The organism is Nocardioides sp. GCM10030259 (assembly GCF_042666375.1).
GTDB lineage: Bacteria > Actinomycetota > Actinomycetes > Propionibacteriales > Nocardioidaceae > Nocardioides.
This window is the reverse complement of sequence record NZ_JBHTDF010000011.1, coordinates 86,228-104,846: the sequence shown is the minus strand read 5'-3', so window position 1 is coordinate 104,846 and position 18,619 is coordinate 86,228. Positions and strand designations below refer to the sequence as shown.

The 18,619-nt window shown below is 71.2% G+C and carries 19 protein-coding genes and 1 pseudogene; 9 read left to right on the top strand and 11 right to left on the bottom strand.

The features are described from left to right. Positions 1 to 17: 17 nt before the first annotated feature. A complete protein-coding gene (fadD8, locus tag ACFQQI_RS12170; protein ID WP_378563143.1) occupies positions 18 to 1,622 on the bottom strand; it encodes a fatty-acid--CoA ligase FadD8 in 1,605 nt (534 codons plus the stop codon). Between the two features lie 23 nt (positions 1,623 to 1,645). After that, complete coding sequence (locus ACFQQI_RS12165; RefSeq protein WP_378563140.1) at positions 1,646 to 2,416, bottom strand: NAD(P)-binding domain-containing protein; 771 nt, start codon at positions 2,414 to 2,416, stop codon at positions 1,646 to 1,648. Positions 2,417 to 2,596: 180 nt separating this feature from the next. On the opposite strand from ACFQQI_RS12165, the gene ACFQQI_RS12160 reads away from it, so the two are divergent. Further along, entirely contained in the window at positions 2,597 to 3,973 is a 1,377-nt protein-coding gene (locus tag ACFQQI_RS12160) for an FAD-binding oxidoreductase (protein ID WP_378563137.1), read from the top strand. 16 nt (positions 3,974 to 3,989) lie between these two features. Here ACFQQI_RS12160 and ACFQQI_RS12155 read toward each other — a convergent pair whose 3' ends face one another. Both ACFQQI_RS12155 and ACFQQI_RS12150 read right to left on the bottom strand, forming a co-directional pair. Beyond that, the gene (locus ACFQQI_RS12155) at positions 3,990 to 4,667 is read right to left on the bottom strand and encodes a sortase domain-bontaining protein (protein ID WP_378563134.1); all 678 of its coding nucleotides are present in this window, start codon (positions 4,665 to 4,667) and stop codon (positions 3,990 to 3,992) included. 28 nt (positions 4,668 to 4,695) lie between these two features. After that, the gene (locus ACFQQI_RS12150) at positions 4,696 to 5,739 is read right to left on the bottom strand and encodes an LLM class F420-dependent oxidoreductase (protein ID WP_378563131.1); all 1,044 of its coding nucleotides are present in this window, start codon (positions 5,737 to 5,739) and stop codon (positions 4,696 to 4,698) included. A gap of 75 nt (positions 5,740 to 5,814) precedes the next feature. Between ACFQQI_RS12150 and ACFQQI_RS12145 the strand changes: the two genes are divergently transcribed. The 4 genes from ACFQQI_RS12145 (at position 5,815) to ACFQQI_RS12130 (ending at position 9,406) form a co-directional block, all read left to right on the top strand. Next, positions 5,815 to 6,780 (top strand): Zn-ribbon domain-containing OB-fold protein, encoded by a 966-nt coding sequence (locus tag ACFQQI_RS12145; protein WP_378563128.1) that lies wholly within the window; start codon positions 5,815 to 5,817, stop codon positions 6,778 to 6,780. A gap of 11 nt (positions 6,781 to 6,791) precedes the next feature. After that, positions 6,792 to 7,844: a thiolase domain-containing protein gene (locus tag ACFQQI_RS12140; RefSeq protein WP_378563125.1), complete on the top strand. Its 1,053-nt coding sequence runs from the start codon at positions 6,792 to 6,794 to the stop codon at positions 7,842 to 7,844. Further along, the gene (locus tag ACFQQI_RS12135; RefSeq protein WP_378563122.1) at positions 7,844 to 9,007 is read left to right on the top strand and encodes a thiolase domain-containing protein; all 1,164 of its coding nucleotides are present in this window, start codon (positions 7,844 to 7,846) and stop codon (positions 9,005 to 9,007) included. Before ACFQQI_RS12140 ends, ACFQQI_RS12135 begins: the two co-directional genes overlap by 1 nt. A gap of 78 nt (positions 9,008 to 9,085) precedes the next feature. After that, positions 9,086 to 9,406 (top strand): helix-turn-helix domain-containing protein, encoded by a 321-nt coding sequence (locus tag ACFQQI_RS12130; protein ID WP_378563117.1) that lies wholly within the window; start codon positions 9,086 to 9,088, stop codon positions 9,404 to 9,406. Between the two features lie 7 nt (positions 9,407 to 9,413). Here the strand turns inward: ACFQQI_RS12130 and ACFQQI_RS12125 are convergent, their stop codons facing one another. From ACFQQI_RS12125 to ACFQQI_RS12110, 4 genes are all read right to left on the bottom strand, one after another. Beyond that, the gene (locus tag ACFQQI_RS12125) at positions 9,414 to 10,187 is read right to left on the bottom strand and encodes a maleylpyruvate isomerase family mycothiol-dependent enzyme (protein ID WP_378563112.1); all 774 of its coding nucleotides are present in this window, start codon (positions 10,185 to 10,187) and stop codon (positions 9,414 to 9,416) included. A gap of 14 nt (positions 10,188 to 10,201) precedes the next feature. Then, positions 10,202 to 10,804 (bottom strand): ATP-dependent Clp protease proteolytic subunit, encoded by a 603-nt coding sequence (locus ACFQQI_RS12120; RefSeq protein ID WP_378563105.1) that lies wholly within the window; start codon positions 10,802 to 10,804, stop codon positions 10,202 to 10,204. Beyond that, entirely contained in the window at positions 10,801 to 11,424 is a 624-nt protein-coding gene (locus ACFQQI_RS12115; RefSeq protein WP_378563098.1) for a ClpP family protease, read from the bottom strand. The genes ACFQQI_RS12120 and ACFQQI_RS12115 overlap by 4 nt, the downstream gene beginning before the upstream one ends. 63 nt (positions 11,425 to 11,487) lie before the next feature. Continuing rightward, on the bottom strand, positions 11,488 to 12,369 hold the full coding sequence (locus tag ACFQQI_RS12110; protein ID WP_378563093.1) for an aldo/keto reductase: 882 nt from the start codon (positions 12,367 to 12,369) through the stop codon (positions 11,488 to 11,490). Between the two features lie 51 nt (positions 12,370 to 12,420). On the opposite strand from ACFQQI_RS12110, the gene map reads away from it, so the two are divergent. Then, a complete protein-coding gene (gene map, locus ACFQQI_RS12105; protein WP_378563087.1) occupies positions 12,421 to 13,191 on the top strand; it encodes a type I methionyl aminopeptidase in 771 nt (256 codons plus the stop codon). A gap of 13 nt (positions 13,192 to 13,204) precedes the next feature. Here the strand turns inward: map and ACFQQI_RS12100 are convergent, their stop codons facing one another. Continuing rightward, positions 13,205 to 14,449 (bottom strand): cytochrome P450, encoded by a 1,245-nt coding sequence (locus ACFQQI_RS12100; protein WP_378563081.1) that lies wholly within the window; start codon positions 14,447 to 14,449, stop codon positions 13,205 to 13,207. A gap of 149 nt (positions 14,450 to 14,598) precedes the next feature. Between ACFQQI_RS12100 and ACFQQI_RS12095 the strand changes: the two genes are divergently transcribed. The 3 genes and pseudogenes from ACFQQI_RS12095 (at position 14,599) to ACFQQI_RS12085 (ending at position 16,871) form a co-directional block, all read left to right on the top strand. Further along, entirely contained in the window at positions 14,599 to 15,762 is a 1,164-nt protein-coding gene (locus ACFQQI_RS12095) for a steroid 3-ketoacyl-CoA thiolase (protein ID WP_378563076.1), read from the top strand. Positions 15,763 to 15,929: 167 nt separating this feature from the next. Continuing rightward, positions 15,930 to 16,025, top strand: a pseudogene (locus ACFQQI_RS12090) (hypothetical protein); the annotation flags it as partial. Between the two features lie 138 nt (positions 16,026 to 16,163). Continuing rightward, complete coding sequence (locus tag ACFQQI_RS12085; RefSeq protein ID WP_378563292.1) at positions 16,164 to 16,871, top strand: hypothetical protein; 708 nt, start codon at positions 16,164 to 16,166, stop codon at positions 16,869 to 16,871. Between the two features lie 93 nt (positions 16,872 to 16,964). On the opposite strand, the gene ACFQQI_RS12080 is transcribed toward ACFQQI_RS12085, so the two are convergent. Further along, complete coding sequence (locus ACFQQI_RS12080; RefSeq protein WP_378563073.1) at positions 16,965 to 17,846, bottom strand: SDR family oxidoreductase; 882 nt, start codon at positions 17,844 to 17,846, stop codon at positions 16,965 to 16,967. Continuing rightward, the gene (locus tag ACFQQI_RS12075; protein ID WP_378563069.1) at positions 17,843 to 18,592 is read right to left on the bottom strand and encodes an SDR family oxidoreductase; all 750 of its coding nucleotides are present in this window, start codon (positions 18,590 to 18,592) and stop codon (positions 17,843 to 17,845) included. Before ACFQQI_RS12075 ends, ACFQQI_RS12080 begins: the two co-directional genes overlap by 4 nt. Positions 18,593 to 18,619: the final 27 nt, after the last annotated feature.

The window sequence follows — 18,619 nt, the reverse complement described above, 5'->3', positions numbered from 1 at the left end:
GCCGTCGCGGTACGCCGTCAGCCGACGGCCCGGTCGCCGGTCCAGAACTGCGCGCGCAGCGCCTTCTTGTCGGGCTTGCCGAGGCCGGTGAGCGGCAGGGTGTCGGCGACGATGACCTGCTTGGGCGACTGCACGGAGCCCTTGCGGTCCTTGACCATCTGCTGGATCTCCCCGGTCATGGTCGCGATCGACTCCTCGTCCCGCGGTGCGTCGGAGCGGAGCACGACGATCGCGGTGACCGCCTCGCCGAACTTCTCGTGCGGGGTGCCGATCACGCCGACCTGGGCCACGGCCGGGTGCTCGGCGACGACGTCCTCGACCTCGCGCGGGAAGACGTTGAAGCCGCCGGTGACGATCATGTCCTTGGTGCGGTCGACGATGTACCAGAAGCCGTCCTCGTCCTCGCGCGCCACGTCCCCGGTGTGCATCCAGCCGTCGCGGAAGGTCTCGGCGGTCTCCTCCGGCAGGTTCCAGTAGCCGCCGGCGAGCAGCGGCCCGGCCACGCAGATCTCCCCCGGCTCGCCCACCGGCACCGGCCTGCCGTCCTCGCCGAGGAGCGCCGTACGCACGAAGGCCGACGGGCGCCCGCAGGACGCGAGCCGGCGGTCGTCATCGGAGACGTGGTCCTCCTTGGCGAAGTACGTGATCGCCATCGGCGCCTCGGACTGGCCGTAGTACTGCGCGAAGATCGGCCCGAACCGGTCGATCGCCTCCTTGAGGCGCACCGGGTTGATCGCGGACGCGCCGTAGTAGACGGTCTCGAGCGACGACAGGTCCCGGGTCCGGCTGTCGGGGTGGTCCATGAGCGCGTAGAGCATCGACGGCACCAGCATCGTCGCGGTGATCCGCTGCTCCTCGATCGTGCGCAGCACCTCGGCGGGGTCGAACTTCGCGAGCACGTAGAGACAGCCGCCCTTGAGAACGGTCGGCACGAAGAACGCCGCGCCGGCGTGCGAGAGCGGCGTGCACATGAGGAACTTCGGCGACTCCGGCCACTCCCACTCGGCCATCTGGACCTGGGTCATCGTGCTCATCTGGCGCGAGAGCCCGATGACGCCCTTCGGCTTGCCGGTGGTGCCGCCGGTGTAGGTGATCGACACGACGTGATCGGGGTCCAGCGTCGCCGCCTCGAGCGGGCGGGGGTCGAACGACGCGGCCGCGGCCACCAGGTCGTGCCCGACGTGGGCGAGCTCGTCGGGGACCGGGCCGATCGTCAGGACCTTCTCCAGCTTCGGGCACCGCTCGAGCAGGCCGACCGCACGCTCGACGAACATCGGCACCGGGTCGATCGTCAGCGTCGTGATCTCGGCGTCGTTGATGACGTAGGCATGGTCCTCGAGCGAGCCCAGCGGGTGCAGCGAGCTGCGCCGGTAGCCCTGCGTCTGGCCCGCTCCCAGGATGAACAGCACCTCGGGGCGGTTGAGAGCGAGCAGCGCCCCGGCGGTGCCGCGGCCGGCCCCCAGCGCGTCGAACGCCTGGACGTACTGGCTCATCCGCTCGGCCGCTTCGCGACCGGTGATCGTGGCGTCGCCGAGGTACATCACCGGCTTGTCACGGTGCCGCTTGAGCGCCGACACCATGAGGTGGCCGTTGTGGGTCCCGACTCGCATGTCTGCCGTCATGGGACCCGACACTAGAACGTGTTCTATCTCGGGGCAATCCTCGCGAGGATCGCGTCGAGACCGGCCCGCACCGCGTCGTACACGCCCGCCTCGCCGAGGTCCCGCGCGAACTGCTCGTTGAGCCCACCCGGCGTCGCGTGCGCCCCCGCCAGGTCGGCGAAGTCGACCTCCGCCTCGCCGAGCTCTCCCGACAGGGCCGCGAACGTGTCGGCGACGTACCGCCGGGCCTCGCCCTGCGGGATGCCGCGCGCGGTCAGCCAGTCGGCGATCGTGCCGAGGTAGCGGAAGTGTGCGGCGACCGTGGCGGAGGCAGCGGCCACCGACTCGTACGCCGTCTCGTCGGCCACCGGGAGGCTGCCGCCGAGCCGGTCGAACAGGGCGACCGCCGCGGGCGTCGCCGGGTGCACCGGGGTGATGCTGCCGCGGGTCGCGACCGCCGGCAGCGGGATGCTGCGCGCTACGTCGGCGGCCGGCGCGACGAGCTCCGCGAGGCTGGCGACGTGCAGGCCCGCGACGGCGCTCACCACCGCCTGACCGTCCCGGAACCCGAGCCCCGCCAGGGCCTCGGCGGCGGCGTCCGGCCGCAGGCAGACGACCACGACGTCGCTCTCGTCGACGACCGCCTGGTTGTCGGCCGCGACGCGCACGGACGACAGGCGGGCGGCCAGCTCGGCGGCCCGCTCGGCGTTGCGCGGCGACAGCACGACGGCCGGCGGGTCGGCCACCCCGTCACACATGCCGGTGACGATCGCGGCCGCGATGGAGCCGACTCCCAGGACGCCGTAGGTGGTCACCGGGCAAGCCTGTCACCCCGTCGGGATGGCCCCGGAAACGGCCCGGATGAACGATGACAGCGCGCTGCTGCAGGGCTAACGTCGCGCCAATCAGACCCGCTGCGGACCGCCGCGGCTCGTGACGCTTCTCGACGCCCTTGTCGCCCCGGACGCGATGAGGACGAGCCTCGAGGAGGACGCATGAGCATCGAGCTGGACACCCTGCGCGCCACGATCAGGGGGCGCGTCACCGGACCGGAGGACCCCGGGTACGACGTGGCGCGCGCCGTCCGCAACGGCATGATCGACAAGCGCCCGGACGTCATCGTGCAGCCGGTCAACGCCGGCGACGTGATGACTGCGGTCAGCTTCGCCGCGGACAACGGGCTGTCGGTCGCCGTCCGCGGAGGCGCCCACAGCGTCCCCGGCTTCGGCACCAGCGACGGCGGGCTCGTCGTCGACATGTCGGCGATGAACAGCGTGCGCGTGGACCCGCGCACCCAGACCGCCCGCGTCGGCGGCGGTGCGACCTGGGGCGACCTGAACGCGGCGGCGTACCCCTTCGGGCTCGCCACCACCGGCGGCATCATCTCGACGACCGGCGTCGCCGGCCTGACCCTCGGCGGCGGCATCGGCTACCTGGCGCGCGGGCTCGGGCTCGCCCTCGACAGCCTGCTGGGCGCCGACGTCGTGACGGCCGACGGCATCTTCCACCTCGCGAGCGACAAGGACGACGCCGACCTCTTCTGGGCGATCCGAGGCGGCGGCGGCAACTTCGGCGTGGTGACGTCCTTCGAGTTCCGCCTGAGCCCGGTGAAGGACATCTACGGCGGGCCGATGTTCTTCGAGCTCGACAAGGCCGGCGACCTGTTCCGCCTCTACCGCGAGTTCATCGCCGACGCGCCGGAGCAGTTCGGCGGCTTCCCGGCGTACCAGATCGCGCCGCCGCTGCCCTTCATCCCGGAGGAGCGGCACGGGACGACGCTCTCGCTGCTGGTCGCCTGCTGGGCGGGCGACCTCGACCGTGGCGAGGAGGTGCTCAAGCCGTTCCGCGACCTCGCGCCCACGGTGGCCGAGATGGTGGGACCGATGCCGTACCCCGCCCTCAACAGCGCGTTCGACGACCTCTACCCGTCCGGCCTCCGGCACTACTGGAAGGCGAGCTTCGTCAAGGAGCTCACGGACGACGCGATCGACGCGCACGTCGAGCACGGCTCGAAGGTCCCGGTGATGACCTCGACGATGCACATCTACCCCATCGATGGTGCGTGCCACCGGGTGGCGCCGGACTCCACCGCGTTCGCCTACCGCGACGCGAACTTCGCCACGGTCATCGCGGGCATGTGGCCCGACGAGGCGGACGACGCGCAGAACATCGCCTGGGTGCGGGACTACTACGACGCCATCGCGCCCCACTCCGAGGAGGGCGGCTACATCAACTTCATGGCCGCGGACGACCAGGACCGGATCCGCGCCAACTACCAGGGCAACTACGACCGGCTGCGCGACATCAAGCGAAAGTACGACCCGGGCAACGTGTTCCGGCACAACCAGAACATCGCCCCCGCCGACTCCTGAGCCCGCGAGCGATCCGTCAGCGGCGCCCGTCGTGGTGCCGCGGCGGCCGCTCCACGCGCTTGTCCAGGATGCCGATCTTGTCGATGCGGTGCTCGGGGTTGCCGAAGCGGTCGGTCCAGTAGTTGCCGCGGGCGCGGTCCTCGGGCGTCGCGCAGGTCGAGACCGTGATGAAGCCGCGCGTCGCCTTCTTCCACGGCTTGCCGGGCACCTCGGCGCGCTGCTTGCGCAGCGACTCGGCCGACCGGAACGAGACCCATCGGGTCTTGATGATCCGGTAGACGTAGCGCCACCGCCCGCTGTCGACGAACACCTTGTCGCCGCGGTCGAGCGACGGCGTACGACCGAAGACGCCGCCGTGGGACGTCCGGTGCCCGGCCACCTGGTAGTTGCCGATCCCGCCAGGGCCCGTGCCGCCCTGCGGGCCGTGCGAGCTCGCCGCGATGCCGCGGTTCTGGATCCGGGTGCCGGGGGCGTCGTCGGTCTTGCCCCGGTAGGCGATCACCTTCAGCCGATGGATCCCGATCTTCGGGATGCTCAGTCGCGCGTTGCGCGGCTCGCCGTCGCTGTACTCGACGCGCGAGAAGGCGGCGTGACCGGCGGGACTGGCCGACGCGGACGGGAGGGGACCGGTGGCCAGGGCTGCCGCCGTGACGAGCACCACGGCAGCTGAGCCCGAGATTCGCTTCAGATGCATGCGTGGCCTATACCCACAGCGCACCGCGCTACGCGAGCAGCTCGGCGACCGACCGGACCTCGGCGGCCGACCGGCAGCTGAGCAGCAGCGTGGTCACGCCGGTCTCCTCCCACTGCGCGACCCGCTCCTTCACCTCGCCCGCAGTGCCGATGATGTGCATGTCGTCGACGAGCTCGTCGGGGATGAGCGCGGTGGCGCGGTCCTTCTCGCCACTGAGGTAGAGCTTCTGCACCTCGGCGGCGAGGTCCTCGTAGCCCATCCGCACGAAGACCTGGTTGTGGAAGTTGGCCTCCTTGGCGCCCATGCCACCCATGTAGAGCGAGACGAACGGCCGCATCGCGTCGAGCACCACCGCCTTCTCCTCGGCGCTGTCGACGACCTGGAGGTGGCAGGTCGCGGCGATCTCGAAGTCGTCCCGGGTACGGCGTGCGCCGGGACGCGCGAAGCCCTCGTCGAGCCAGGGCCGGTACATGCCGGCCGACTTCGGCGTGTAGAAGATCGGGATCCAGCCGTCGGCGATCTCCGCGGTCTGGGCGACGTTCTTCGGGCCCTCGGCGCCGAGCCAGATCGGCACGTCGGCCCGCAGCGGGTGCACGATCGGCTTCAGCGGCTTGCCGAGGCCGACGGAGTTCTCACCGCGGAAGGGCAGCGGGTAGTGCGGGCCGTCGTTGGTCACCGGCGCCTCGCGGGCCAGCACCTGGCGGATGATGTCGACGACCTCGCGGGTGCGGGCCAGGGGCTTGCCGAACGGCTGGCCGTACCAGCCCTCGACGACCTGCGGACCGCTCACGCCCATGCCGAGGATGACGCGGCCGCCCGAGAGGTGGTCGAGCGTCATCACGTGCATCGCGATCGACGTCGGCGCCCGGCCCGACATCTGCACGATCGACGTGCCGAGCTTGAGGCGCGACGTCTCCCGGCCCCACCAGGCGAGCGGGGTGAACGCGTCGCTCCCCCACGCCTCCGCCGAGAAGACGGCGTCGAAGCCGGCCTCCTCCGCTGCGGCGACGAGCTCCGCGACGCCCTGCGGGGGCTGGGCCCCCCAGTAGCCGAGCTGGAGTCCGAGCTTCATGTGTCTCTCCTGTCGTGGGGCGCATGTCGGGGGCAGGTGCTTGCCCGATCCTAGAACGTGTTCTACTTTCGGACCATGACACGAACACTGTCAGCACCGGTCACCGTAGCCTTCGACTACACCCGATCGACCGGGCCGGTGCTCGGCCGGTTCCTCACGGGTCTGCGCGAGGGCAGGGTCGTCGGCGGGCGGACGTCGGAGGGCAAGGTCGTCGTGCCGCCACCGGAGTTCGACCCGGTCACCCACGAGGCGGTCACCGACTTCGTCGAGGTCGCGCCGGTCGGCACGGTCGTGTCGTGGACCTGGGTGCCCGAGCCGGTGAAGGACCAGCCGTTCGACCGGCCGTTCGCCTTCGTGCTGGTGCGGCTCGACGGCGCGGACGCCCCGCTGATGCACGCGCTGGACGTCTCCTCCCCCGCCGGTGTCTCGACCGGGATGCGGGTGCAGGTGCGCTGGGCCGAGGAGCGGGTCGGCGCGATCACCGACATGGTGTTCGAACCTGCTCCCCCGGAGGTTGAGGTGCGAGGAGCGCCAGCGACGAGCCTCGAAACCGAAGGGGACCCCGTCACCGGCGTCATCGTGCCGGTCTCGCTCGACTACCAGTACGCCGCGAGCCCCGAGGAGTCGGCGTTCTACCGCGGGCTCAACGAGGGCCGGATCGTCGGCCAGCGCTGCCCCACCTGCCAGAAGGTCTACGTGCCGCCACGCAGCGCGTGCCCCGCCGACGGCACCCCGACGGCGGAGGAGGTCGAGGTGTCGCAGACCGGCACCATCACGACGTTCTGCATCGTCAACGTGCCGTTCCTCGGCCAGAAGATCACGCCGCCGTACGTCTCGGCGTACGTGCTGCTCGACGGCGCCGACATCGCGATCCTGCACCTGATCCTCGGCGTCGACGCCGCGGAGGTGCGGATGGGCATGCGGGTCAAGGCCGTGTGGAAGCCGCAGGAGGAGTGGACCTACTCGCTGGAGAACATCGACCACTTCGAGCCGACCGGCGACCCGGACGCCGACTACGACACCTACAAGCACCACCTCTGAGGGGCTGACAGATGAGAGACGTTGCCGTCGTCGGGTTCGCCCAGCGACAGATGCCCGAGTTCGACGGGTCGCCGACCTGCGTGGAGCTGCTCGTCCCGCTGTTCGCCGAGTGCTACGAGCAGACCGGCTGGACCCGCCGCGACATCGGGTTCTGGTGCTCGGGCTCCTCGGACTACCTGGCCGGTCGCTCGTTCTCGTTCGTGTCCGCGGTCGACGCGATCGGCGTCATCCCGCCGGTGAACGAGTCGCACGTCGAGATGGACCTGGCGTGGGCGATGTACGAGGCCTGGCTGAAGATCCAGACCGGCGAGGTCGACACCGCCCTCGTCTACGCCTTCGGCAAGGCGTCGGCCGGCGTGCTGCGGCGTACCCTCGCGCTCCAGCTCGAGCCGTACACGATGACGCCGCTGTGGCCCGACACGGTGTCGCTCGCCGGCCTGCAGGCGCGCGCCGGCATCGAGGCCGGTGTCTGGGACGAGAGGGCGATGGCCGAGGTGGCCAACCGCTCGCTGACCGACGCCGAGAAGAACGAGTACTCGATCCGCAAGGGCGGCTCGTCGGTCGAGGAGCTGCTGGCGCGGCCGATGTACGCCGACCCGCTGCGCAAGCACGACTGCTCCCCCGTCACCGACGGCGCGGCGGCCATCGTGCTCGCCGCCGACGACAGGGCCCGCGACGTGCGCGAGCGGCCAGCCTGGATCGGCGGCGTCACGCACAACATCGACCCGATGAGCATGGGCACGCGCGACCTGACGCGCTCCCCATCGGCCGCGCGGGCGGCTGCGTCCCTGGACCTCGACGGCGTCGAGCTCGCCGAGCTGCACGCGCCGTTCAGCCACCAGGAGCTGATCCTGCGCCGCGAGCTCGGGCTCGCCGACGACGTACGCATCAACCCGTCGGGCGGTGCGCTCACCAGCAACCCGCTCTTCTCCGGGGGAGGCATCCGCATCGGCGAGGCGGCGACGCGGATCTGGTCCGGGGAGGTCTCCAAGGCGGTGGCCCACGCGACCTCCGGGCCGGCCCTGCAGCAGAACCTCCTGTGCACCCTGGAAGGAAGCATCTGATGGCCAAGCAGCCCGCCGCCGTGGTCGGCGTGGGTCAGACCCACCACCGCGCGAAGCGCCTCGACGTCTCGATGGCCGGCCTGTGCCGCGAGGCCATCGACCGCGCCCTCGTCGACGCGAACATGACGCTCGACGACGTCGACGCGATCGTCGTCGGCAAGGCGCCCGACCTCTTCGAGGGCGTGATGATGCCCGAGCTCTTCCTCGCCGAGGCGCTCGGCGCGGCCGGCAAGCCGCTGCTGCGGGTGCACACGGCCGGCTCGGTCGGTGGCTCGACCGCGATCGTCGCGGCGTCGCTCGTGCAGGCCGGCGTGCACAAGCGCGTGCTCACCGTGGCCTTCGAGAAGCAGTCGGAGTCCAACGCGATGTGGGCGCTGTCGGTGCCGCTGCCGTTCAACATGCCGGTGCACGCGGGTGCGGGCGGCTACTTCGCGCCGCACGTGCGCTCCTACATCCGCCGCTCGGCGGCGCCGACGCACGTGGGCGCGATCGTCGCGGCCAAGGACCGGCAGAATGCCCTCAAGAACCCCTACGCCCACCTGAAGAACCCCGACACCACGGTGGAGTCGGTGCTCGCGTCCCAGATGCTCTGGGACCCGATCCGGTACGACGAGACCTGCCCCTCCTCCGACGGTGCGTGCGCGCTCGTGATCGTCGACGAGGACACCGCCGCCGCGTCGCCCAACCCGGCGTGGATCCACGGCACGGTGATGCGGTCGGAGGCCACCTCGGCCGCCGAGCGCGACCAGGTCAACCCGCAGGCCTCCCGCGACGCGGCCGCCGCCCTGTGGAAGCAGGCGGGCATCACCGACCCGCTCGAGCAGATCGACATGGCCGAGATCTACGTGCCGTTCTCGTGGTTCGAGCCGATGTGGCTCGAGAGCCTCGGCTTCGCCGAGGAGGGCTCGGGGTGGAAGCTGACCGAGTCCGGCGCCACGGCGATGGACGGCCGACTGCCGGTCAACTGCTCGGGTGGCGTGCTCTCGTCGAACCCGATCGGCGCCTCCGGGATGCTCCGCTTCGGCGAGGCGGCCCTCCAGGTCCGCGGGCTCGCGGGCGAGCACCAGGTGGACGGCGCGCAGCGCGCCCTCGGACACGCGTACGGCGGCGGCTCGCAGTTCTTCGCGATGTGGGTGGTCGGCGCGCAGAAGCCGACGAACTGACCCGGCCGACCGGTCGACCCGTTCCGCCGAGCGCGAACATCCGGGCACCCGACGACCCAGGCGCCGTACTGTCGGACCATGGGTGACCTGGTCGCGTTCCCGTCCCGTCCCGAGCCCGCACGCCAGCCGGAGCCGGAGCCGCTCTGGCGGGAGGCCGTCGGCCACGAGCTGCGCGAGGAGCGTCGTACGGCGGACCGCACCCTCGCCGACGTCGCGTCCGACGCGGGCGTCTCGACGCAGTACCTCTCCGAGGTCGAGCGCGGCCTGAAGGAGCCCAGCTCCGAGGTGCTGGGCGCCGTCGCCGGAGCCCTCGGGCTGCGCCTCGTCGACCTGACCGCGCGCGTCAGCCGCCGTCTCGCCAGCGGCTCGATCTCCGGGCCGGTCTGCCTCGCCGCCTGAGCGCTGATCAGTACCCGGGGAACACCCGGCGCAGGTCGTCGAGCCCGACGTTGCCCTCGACCGACACGCCCTCGGCGTAGGGGTCCTTGAGCCGCCCGCTGAGCAGCCGCACGACCGCGCCCTTCGGGCCGGTGAGCGTCGCCGTCGGGTCGGACGCCGCCGGGAGCACCGCGACCTCGTCGGCGACCCGGATGGTCGCACCGGGCACCGCGACGCGCGCCTCCTCGTCGAGCTCCGCGGCCTTGCCCGAGAAACCCAGCAGGAACGCCAACGGGCCCCGGGAGAGCTCGATCAGCAGCTCCGCCGACTCGTCGTCGATCTCGGCGGAGGGGTCGAGCCCGACGCGCACGTCCCAGGCGTGGTTGGCGAGCTCGTTGAGCCGCATGCCCAGCGCCACCACCAGCGGCACAGGCTCGGGCAGGAAGCCCAGGTCGACGGTGATCGAGGCTCGCTGCTGCTCGTCGAGCCCCTCCACCGTCGCGAGGTACGCCGAGTCGTGCTGCACGAACGCGGCGGTCTGGTCGATCGGCGACGCCGCGTCCCAGCGCGCCCAGATCGAATCGTTTCCCTCGTCCGCGACGTCCTCCCCCGCGGCGCGTGCGATCGGCTTGCGGCCGATCTCGGCGCCGCTGCCCAGGTGGGACAGCACCTGCGCGATCGTCCACTCGGAGGCCCCGCTGGGAGAGGCCAGCAGGTCCTCCTCCAGGTTCGGGATCAGGGTGACGAGGGTGTCGTGGTTCAGGCGGATCGCCGCGATCACGCGGTCGACGAGCTGGGTCATGCGACGTGAACCTCTCAGGCAGCGGGCTTCTTCCTGCTGCCGAGTACCCCATCGACGATTCCGTACGCCAGCGCGTCCTCCGCCGCCAGGACCAGGTCTCGGTCGGTGTCGTCGCGGATCTGCTCGACCGTGCGGCCGGTGTGCTGGGCCAGGATCTGCTCCATCTCCTCCCGCGCCCGCGCGATCTCCTTCGCCTGCACGGCGAGGTCCGGCAACGTGCCCTGCCCGCCACCGGAGGGCTGGTGGAGAACGACGCGGGCGTGAGGGAGCACGGTGCGCCGGCCGGGTGCGCCGGCCGCGAGGAGCACCGCCGCGGACGAGGCGGCCTGACCGACGCACGTCGTACCCACCTCGGACCTGATGAACTGCATGGTGTCGTAGATCGCGAGCATCGCCGTGAACGATCCGCCCGGGGAGTTGAGGTAGAGCTCGATCGGCATGTCCGGGCTCTCGGACTCGAGATGGATGAGCTGGGCGATCACCACGTTGGCGACGCCGTCGTCGATCTCGGTGCCGAGGTAGATGATGCGGTCGGTCAGCAGCCGGCTGTAGATGTCGACCGCGCGCTCGCCGCGGTGGGTCTTCTCGACCACGCTCGGGATCGTGTACTGGCTCATGGCCGCACCACCCCGAACGCGGCGGCGGGCCGGGCCGGCGTCACCGCGGAGGCGTCGGTCAGCACCTGGTCGACGAAGCCGTAGTCGCGGGCCTGCTCGGCGGTGAACCACCGGTCGCGCAGGGAGTCCTGCTCGACCACGTCGCGCGGCTGGCCGGTGTGCTCGGCGATCAGCCCGATCATGACGTTCTTGGTGTGCTCGAGGTTCTCGGCCTGGATCTCGATGTCGATCGCCGTGCCGCCGATGCCGGCGGAGCCCTGGTGCATGAGGATCCGCGAGTGCGGCAGCGCGTACCGCTTGCCGGGCGTCCCCGCGGAGAGCAGGAACTGGCCCATGCTCGCCGCGAGCCCCATGGCGAGCGTGCTGACGTCGTTCGGGATCAGCCGCATCGTGTCGTAGATCGCCAGCCCGGCGCTCACCGAGCCGCCGGGCGAGTTGATGTAGAGGCTGATGTCGCGGTGCGGGTCCTCGGCCGAGAGCAGCAGCAGCTCGGCGCAGAGGCGGTTGGCGATGGTGTCGTCGACCTCCTGCCCGAGCACGAGGATGCGCTGGTGGAGGAGTCGGGAGGCCAGCTGGTCGTCCAGCGAGCCGGCGGGTCGTTCGGGTGCCTGTTGGGTCATGCCGACCAGCCTTCGTCGGCGTACGCCGCGACGGAAGCGGATCCGCCGGTGGCGGATCTGCCGTCAGCGGAGGGACGCCGCCGCCAGGGCGGAGTCGAGCTGTTCCACGCTGCTGACGCCGATGATCGGCTTCCATCCCCGGGCGAGCATCCAGGCCAGGACGAGCTGCGAGGCCGGTACGCCGCGCGCGGCCGACTGCTCGCGCAGCTCGGCCAGCCGCGCGGTCGTGCCCGGGTGGTCGTAGGCCTCGGGGAACGGCCGGTCGGCCCGGTCGTAGCTGCCCTGGACCAGCGGGCTGTAGACCCACAGGTCGATCTCCGGGTGCTGGTCGAGGTAGTCGACCGTCTCGTCGTTGACGAAGCCGAAGCGGTGGTCCTTGCCCGGCACCGGGGCGCCCGGGCGCGGGTCGACGTACGACGTGGTCAGCTGCAGCGCCGTCCACGGCGTGACGCCCAGCCGCTCCGCGATCGCCCGGGCCCGCTCGACCCGCCAGGTCGGGTGGTTCGAGACCCCGAGGCGGCGTACCGCGCCCCGCTCGACCAGCCCGCCGAACGCCGCGACGGTCTCCTCGAGATCGGTGGCGCGGTCCTCGGCGTGCGCCCAGTAGACGTCGATGGTGTCGACGCCGAGCCGCTCCAGGCTCCGGGCCGCCTCGCGCTCGATGACGGCCGCGGACAGCCCCTCCGGGACCCCGTCGTCCGTCGGCTCGACGCCCACCTTGGTCGCCAGCACCAGCTCCTCGCGCAGGCCGGGGTTCGCGGCGAGCCAGCGGCCGAGCAGCTCCTCGCTCTGCCCGCCGTGACCGGTCGGCGATGACCAGAAGGCGTAGCAGTTGGCGGTGTCGAGCGTCCTGCCTCCGGCCTCGACGTAGCGGTCGAGGAGGGCGAACGACGTCGCCTCGTCGGTGCGGGTGCCGAAGTACATGGTGCCGAGCACGAGATCCACGGCCCCACCCTAGGGACTCCATCCTTTCGAGACCGTCGATAGGGTCGGTCCATGATCGAGCTCCGCACGCCCGCACAGATCGAGCAGATGCGCCCCGCCGGCCGGTTCGTCGCCGACGTGATCACCGCGCTCGCCGAGAAGGCGGACGTGGGGGTCAACCTCCTCGAGCTGGACGAGGTCGCCCACAAGATGATCCGCGACCGCGGCGCGGAGTCGTGCTACATCGACTACCACCCGTCGTTCGGCGCCTCGCCGTTCGGCAAGGTGCTGTGCACGTCGGTCAACGACGCCGTGCTGCACGGACTCCCCCACGACTACGTGCTCCAGGACGGCGACCTGCTCTCGGTCGACTTCGCCGCGAGCGTCGACAACTGGGTCTCCGACTCCGCGCTCAGCGTCGTCGTCGGCACCCCGCGCTCCGAGGACCTCGACCTGATCGCGGTCACCGGCCGGGCGCTCGAGGCCGGCATCGCCCAGGCACAGCCCGGCAACCGGCTCGGCGACATCTCCGCCGCGATCGGCGACGTGGCGCGGTCCGCGGGCCTCGGCATCAACCTGCAGTTCGGCGGCCACGGCGTCGGCCGCACCATGCACGGCGAGCCGCACGTGCCCAACGACGGCCGCGCGGGCCGCGGCCTCAAGCTGCGCCCCGGCCTGGTGCTCGCGATCGAGCCGTGGTTCCTGCACACCACCGACGAGATCTACACCGACGACGACGGCTGGACGCTGCGCAGCAAGGACGGCTCGCGCGGCGCCCACATGGAGCACACCGTGGCCATCACGGCAGATGGCCCGCTGGTTCTCACCGAGCGGGCCGCCTGACCGTCGTACGTCGTCAGCCGGTGTAGCTGACCTGCAGGGCCTTGAGCCCGTTCACCCAAGAGTGCCGCAGCCGAGCCGGCTCAGCGAGCTTGGCGATGTTCGGGGCGTGGTCGGCGATCGCGTTGAAGATCACCCGGATCTCCTGGCGGGCCAGGTTGGCGCCCAGGCAGTAGTGGGCGCCGTGGCCGCCGAAGCCGAGCTGCGGGTTGGGGTCGCGCAGGATGTTGAACGTGAACGGGTCCTCGAAGACGTCCTCGTCGAAGTTCGCGCTCGCGTAGAACAGCGCCGCCCGTTCGCCCTTCGTGAACTGCACGCCGCCGACCTCGACGTCGTGGAGGGCGGTGCGCTGGAAGACCGTCACCGGCGTGGCCCAGCGGACGACCTCGTCGACCATCGTCGCGGGCCGGTCGCGCTTCCAGATCTCCCACTGGTCCGGGTTGTCGAGGAACGCGTTCATGCCGTGCGAGATGGCGTTGCGCGTGGTCTCGTTGCCGGCGACGGCCAGCAGGATCACGAAGTAGCCGAACTCGTCGTCGGTGAGGCCGCGCTCGCCCTTGTGGGCGTTGATCAGCTTGGTGATCAGGTCGTCGCGTGGGTTGGCCTGCCGGTCCGCGGCGAGCATCATCGCGTAGCCGAGGATCTCGGCGGCCGCGACGTCGTTGTTGCCGGCGTAGTCGGGGTCCTCGCCGGCGAGCATCTGGTTGGACCAGTCGAAGAGCTTGTGCCGGTCCTCCTGCGGGACGCCGATCAGGTCCGCGATCGCCTGCAGCGGCAGCTCGGCCGCGATCTCCTCGACGAAGTTGCCGGTGCCGCGCCCCACGGCGTCCTGCACGATCTGGTTGCCGCGCCGGACCATCGTCTCCTCAAGCTCGGCGATCGAGCGCGGGGTGAAGCCCCGGGAGATGATCGCGCGCGTCGCCGTGTGCTCCGGTGGGTCCTGGTTGATGAGGATCACCCGCTGCAGCTCGATCTGCTCACGCAGCATCTCGTTGGGGAACCGGATGATCGCGCCGTTCTCGTACGTCGACCAGTTCTTGCTGTCCTTGGAGATCGCCGCGACGTCCTCGTGTCGGGTGATCGCGTAGTAGCCGGTGCCGGACTGCTCCGTGAAGCCACTGCGCCAGATCGGGTCCTGCTCGACCCACACGATCGGGTTGTTCTGGCGGGCGGCGCGGAACTCGTCGTGCGGGATCGCCTTCTGGTTCACGTCGGGATCGGTGAAGTCGAAGCCCGTCGGCAGGACGTCGGTTGCGGTCACAGGGGACTCCCTCGGGTGCTGGCTGGAACACGTTCTAGTGACTGAGACTACATACCGAAGGTACGGGAGGGAAGGCTTGGAGACGCCTCGTCCCTCGGCTCCTCGGCCCCAGGGTTGTTGTAGACAAGAACGTGTTCTAGTTTTCTTCCATGGGCACCCCCGTGATCATCGACGCCGTCCGCACCCCCCTCGGGAAGAGGAAGGGGTGGCTGGCCGGCGTGCACCCCGCCGTACTCGTCGGGCACGCGATGCGCGAGGTGCTCGCGCGCTCGGGCGTCGACTCCGACCTCGTCGACCAGGTGGTGGCCGGCTGCGTCACCCAGGCCGGCGAGCAGTCCAACGGCATGGTGCGCCGGGCCTGGCTGCACGCCGGGCTCGCCCAGCACACCGGCGGCACCATGGTCGACGCGCAGTGCGGGTCGGGCCAGCAGGCGGCCCACATGATCAACGACATGATCGCCGCCGGCACGATCGAGATCGGCATCGCCGCCGGCGTGGAGGCGATGACGCGCATCCCGCTCGGCGCCAACGTGCCGCCCGGGACCGGCGACCCGCGGCCCGCCGACTGGTCGATCGACATGCCCAACCAGTTCGAGGGAGCCGACCGCATCGCGCGCAACCGCGGTCTCACCCGCGCCGACCTCGAGGCGTTCGGCCTCGCCTCTCAGCAGAAGGCGCGGGTCGCCGTCGACGAGGGCCGCTTCAAGCGCGAGATCTCCCCCGTCACCGCGCCCGTGCTGGACGCCGAGGGCGCCGACACCGGCGAGACGCGGGTCGTCGACACCGACCAGGGCCTGCGCGACACCACGCTCGAGGGTCTCGCGTCCCTCAAGCCGGTGCTGCCCGACGGCCTGCACACCGCCGGCACGTCGTCGCAGATCAGCGACGGCGCCTCCGCCGTACTCATCATGGACTCCGACCGGGCCGCCGCCCTCGGCCTGAGGCCGCGCGCCCGGATCGTGTCGCACTGCCTCGTCGGGTCCGACCCGTACTACCACCTCGACGGACCCATCGAGGCGACCGCGAAGGTGCTCGACCGGACCGGCATGTCGATCTCGGACTTCGACCTGTTCGAGGTCAACGAGGCCTTCGCCTCGGTCGTCCTGTCCTGGGCCGGGCAGCACCACGTCGACCTGGACAAGGTCAACGTCAACGGCGGCGCGATCGCCCTCGGCCACCCCGTCGGCTCCACCGGCACCCGGCTCATCACCACCGCCCTGCACGAGCTCGAGCGCCGCGACGCCTCCACCGCCCTGATCTCGATGTGCGCCGGCGGCGCCATGGCGACCGGGACGGTCCTCGAGCGCCTCTGACGGGGCGGCGAGTTTCACCGGGTACCCGGTGAAACTCGATCTTCTGTCGAGCAGTTGCGGCCGGGAAGCACGAGTTTCTCGACAGCAGTTCTTGAACCTCGGGCCGGGAATCCACAGGCTGCGATTTCGCTGTCGTCGGCGGCGGCAAGATCGGGGACGCTGCTGCCGTGCTCGATCATCTCGCTGCTCTCTGCAGCCCGGCTGGCGTGGTGCTTCGTCGAGATGCCGTGGCGGTCGGGGTCGACGACGACGCCCTGCGCCGGCTGGTCCGGGCGGGCACGATCGTCCGCATCCGACAAGGCGCCTACGCACTCGCGGATCGCTGGGCTGCCGCGACCCCCTCCCAACGCCACCTGATGCTCGTCGATGCCGTCGCGCGTCAGTACGACGAGCATGTCGCGATGTCGCACGCCTCGGCGGCTGTGCTCCACGGGGCGCCCACCTGGGGGCTACGGCTCGACCTGGTGCACGTCACCCACTTCTCCGGCGGCGGCCGCACGGGCGCGCGTGTGATCCACCACGAAGGTGAGTGCCGTGTCGTCGACGTGACGCGCGCGAACGGCCATTGGCTGACGACACCGGCACGCACTGCACTCGACGTCGCGACCGAACGAGGCGCCGAGGTCGGCATCGTCGTGGCGAGCGACTTCCTCAACCGCGGCCTCACGAGTCGGGATGAGCTGATCCAGCTTGCCGACACACAGACCCACTGGCCGAACTCACTGGCCCACCACGTGGTCCTTCAAGTGGCCGACGGCCGGTTCGAGTCAGTGGGCGAGGCGCGGACCGGCCACCTCTTCTGGCGCTACCACCTACCGCCTCCGGTACCGCAGCGGGAGATCCGTCTCCCAGACGGACGACTCGTCGCGCAAGTGGACTTCGCGTGGCCGGAGCTCGGTGTCTTCGCCGAGTTCGACGGACGCATCAAGTACACGCGGCTGCGGCGACCGGGCGAGTCGATCGAAGACGCCGTCCTGCGTGAGAAGCGCCGAGAGGAGATGATCGTGGAGCTGACCGGCTGGCGAGTCATCCGACTCACGTGGGCAGACCTCGAGTCTCCGGACGCCACCATCGCGCGCGTACGCCGACTTCTCTCCCGAGCAGCCTGACCGCCCGGACTCCTGTCGAGGAACTCGTGCCCCTGTCGAGCAACTGCATGACAGAAGCACGAGTTTCACCGGGTACCCGGTGAAACTCGAGACCTAGGCGCCGTACACCGGCTCCGGGTCGGGCCCCTGGGCGAGCAGGTCGCGCAGGGCGGGTCCGACCTCTCCGGCCTCCCACCGGCGACCGAGGTCGCGGGCGGGGCCGTGCCGCCAGCCGAGCTCGACGGTGATCTGCGAGCCGTCGATCTCGACGACGCGGCCGGTGACGTCGCCGGCCTCCTCGGAGGCGAGCCAGGCGACGATCGGCGAGTTGTCCTCCGGCAGCGCCATGGCGGACGTGTCGAACGCCCCCTCGGTCATCCGGGTGCGCGCGACGGGCGCGATCGCGTTGACGGTGACGCCGTACCGACCCATCTCCTGGGCGGCGACCAGCGTCATCGCGGCGATGCCGGCCTTGGCGGCGGAGTACGTCGTCTGGCCGACCGAGCCCTGGAGGCCCGCACCCGACGAGGTGTTGATGACCCGCGCGGCGCGCTGGCGACCCTCCTTGGACTCCGCACGCCAGTAGGCGCCGGCGTGCCGCAGCGGCGCGAAATGGCCCTTGAGGTGCACCCGGACGACGGCGTCCCACTCCTCCTCGGCGGTGTTGACGAGCATCCGGTCGCGCACGAAGCCGGCGTTGTTGACGAGGATGTCGAGCCCGCCGAAGGTGTCGATCGCCTGCCGCACCATGGCCTCGGCCTGCGCGAAGTCGGCGACGTCGGCGGTGTTCACCACCGCGCGTCCACCGGCCGCCTCGATCTCGGCGACCACCGACTCGGCCGGGGTCTCCCCCGTCCCCTCACCGGAGATCGAGACGCCGTAGTCGTTGACGACGACGGCCGCACCGTGCCGCGCCAGCTCGAGCGCGTGCGCGCGGCCGATGCCGCGGCCCGCTCCGGTGACGATCGCGACGCGACCCTCCAGCAGGTTGCTCATACAAGTCCCTTCTGCACCAACAGGAAGGCGGGCGGCTCTCCCCCGCCGTGACAGGCGACGGTCGCCCCCGAGACGTACGACGCGAGGTCGCTCGCCAGGAACGCCGCCACGTTGCCGACCTCCTCCGGGCTGGCCATCCGGCCGGCCGGGATGGTCCGCTCGATGACGGCCACGGACGCGTCGTCGCCGTAGTGGTCGTCGGTCTGCTCGGTCCGGCAGAGGCCGACGGCGATCGCGTTGACCCGCACCTTCGGCGCCCACTCCATCGCGAGCGACGCGGTCAGGGAGTCGAGACCCGCCTTGGCCGCGGCGTACGCCGCGATCGTCGGCGCCGGGCGGCTCGACGAGATCGACGAGATGTTCACGATCGCCCCGCCGGAGTCCTGCCGCTGCATCACGGCGTTGGCCGCCTGCGCGCAGACGAGCGGCGCGAGGAGGTTGAGCCCGACGATCTTCTCGTGGAAGCGCGGCGACGCGGTGGCCGCGTCGGCGGCCGGCGCTCCCCCGGCGTTGTTGACCAGCACGTCCAGGCGGTCGAACGACGCGACGAGCTCGTGGACCGCGTCGGGGTCCCGCACGTCGCAGACGCGGTGCGTCGTACCGGGCACGGGCTCGACCTCCGACCGCGAGCAGGTGACGACGGTGGCGCCGGAGGACAGGAGCGCCCGGGTGATCCCGAGCCCGATCCCCCGCGCGCCGCCCGTGACGAGGGCGATGCGCCCGGACAGGTCCACGGCCAACGACATGCTCCACACCGTACCAAGCAAATGCTA

Bases quoted from the DNA above. Each gene is read 5' to 3' on its own strand.
- ACFQQI_RS12095 (WP_378563076.1), top strand. From the start codon at position 14,599: ATGGGCACCCCCGTGATCATCGACGCCGTCCGCACCCCCCTCGGGAAG.
- ACFQQI_RS12125 (WP_378563112.1), bottom strand. From the start codon at position 10,187: ATGACCCAGCTCGTCGACCGCGTGATCGCGGCGATCCGCCTGAACCAC.
- ACFQQI_RS12115 (WP_378563098.1), bottom strand. From the start codon at position 11,424: ATGACCCAACAGGCACCCGAACGACCCGCCGGCTCGCTGGACGACCAG.
- ACFQQI_RS12085 (WP_378563292.1), top strand. From the start codon at position 16,164: ATGTCGCACGCCTCGGCGGCTGTGCTCCACGGGGCGCCCACCTGGGGG.
- ACFQQI_RS12120 (WP_378563105.1), bottom strand. From the start codon at position 10,804: ATGAGCCAGTACACGATCCCGAGCGTGGTCGAGAAGACCCACCGCGGC.
- ACFQQI_RS12155 (WP_378563134.1), bottom strand. From the start codon at position 4,667: ATGCATCTGAAGCGAATCTCGGGCTCAGCTGCCGTGGTGCTCGTCACG.
- ACFQQI_RS12160 (WP_378563137.1), top strand. From the start codon at position 2,597: ATGAGCATCGAGCTGGACACCCTGCGCGCCACGATCAGGGGGCGCGTC.
- ACFQQI_RS12145 (WP_378563128.1), top strand. From the start codon at position 5,815: ATGACACGAACACTGTCAGCACCGGTCACCGTAGCCTTCGACTACACC.
- ACFQQI_RS12140 (WP_378563125.1), top strand. From the start codon at position 6,792: ATGAGAGACGTTGCCGTCGTCGGGTTCGCCCAGCGACAGATGCCCGAG.
- fadD8 (WP_378563143.1), bottom strand. From the start codon at position 1,622: ATGACGGCAGACATGCGAGTCGGGACCCACAACGGCCACCTCATGGTG.
- ACFQQI_RS12075 (WP_378563069.1), bottom strand. From the start codon at position 18,592: ATGTCGTTGGCCGTGGACCTGTCCGGGCGCATCGCCCTCGTCACGGGC.
- ACFQQI_RS12080 (WP_378563073.1), bottom strand. From the start codon at position 17,846: ATGAGCAACCTGCTGGAGGGTCGCGTCGCGATCGTCACCGGAGCGGGC.
- ACFQQI_RS12130 (WP_378563117.1), top strand. From the start codon at position 9,086: ATGGGTGACCTGGTCGCGTTCCCGTCCCGTCCCGAGCCCGCACGCCAG.
- map (WP_378563087.1), top strand. From the start codon at position 12,421: ATGATCGAGCTCCGCACGCCCGCACAGATCGAGCAGATGCGCCCCGCC.
- ACFQQI_RS12135 (WP_378563122.1), top strand. From the start codon at position 7,844: ATGGCCAAGCAGCCCGCCGCCGTGGTCGGCGTGGGTCAGACCCACCAC.
- ACFQQI_RS12150 (WP_378563131.1), bottom strand. From the start codon at position 5,739: ATGAAGCTCGGACTCCAGCTCGGCTACTGGGGGGCCCAGCCCCCGCAG.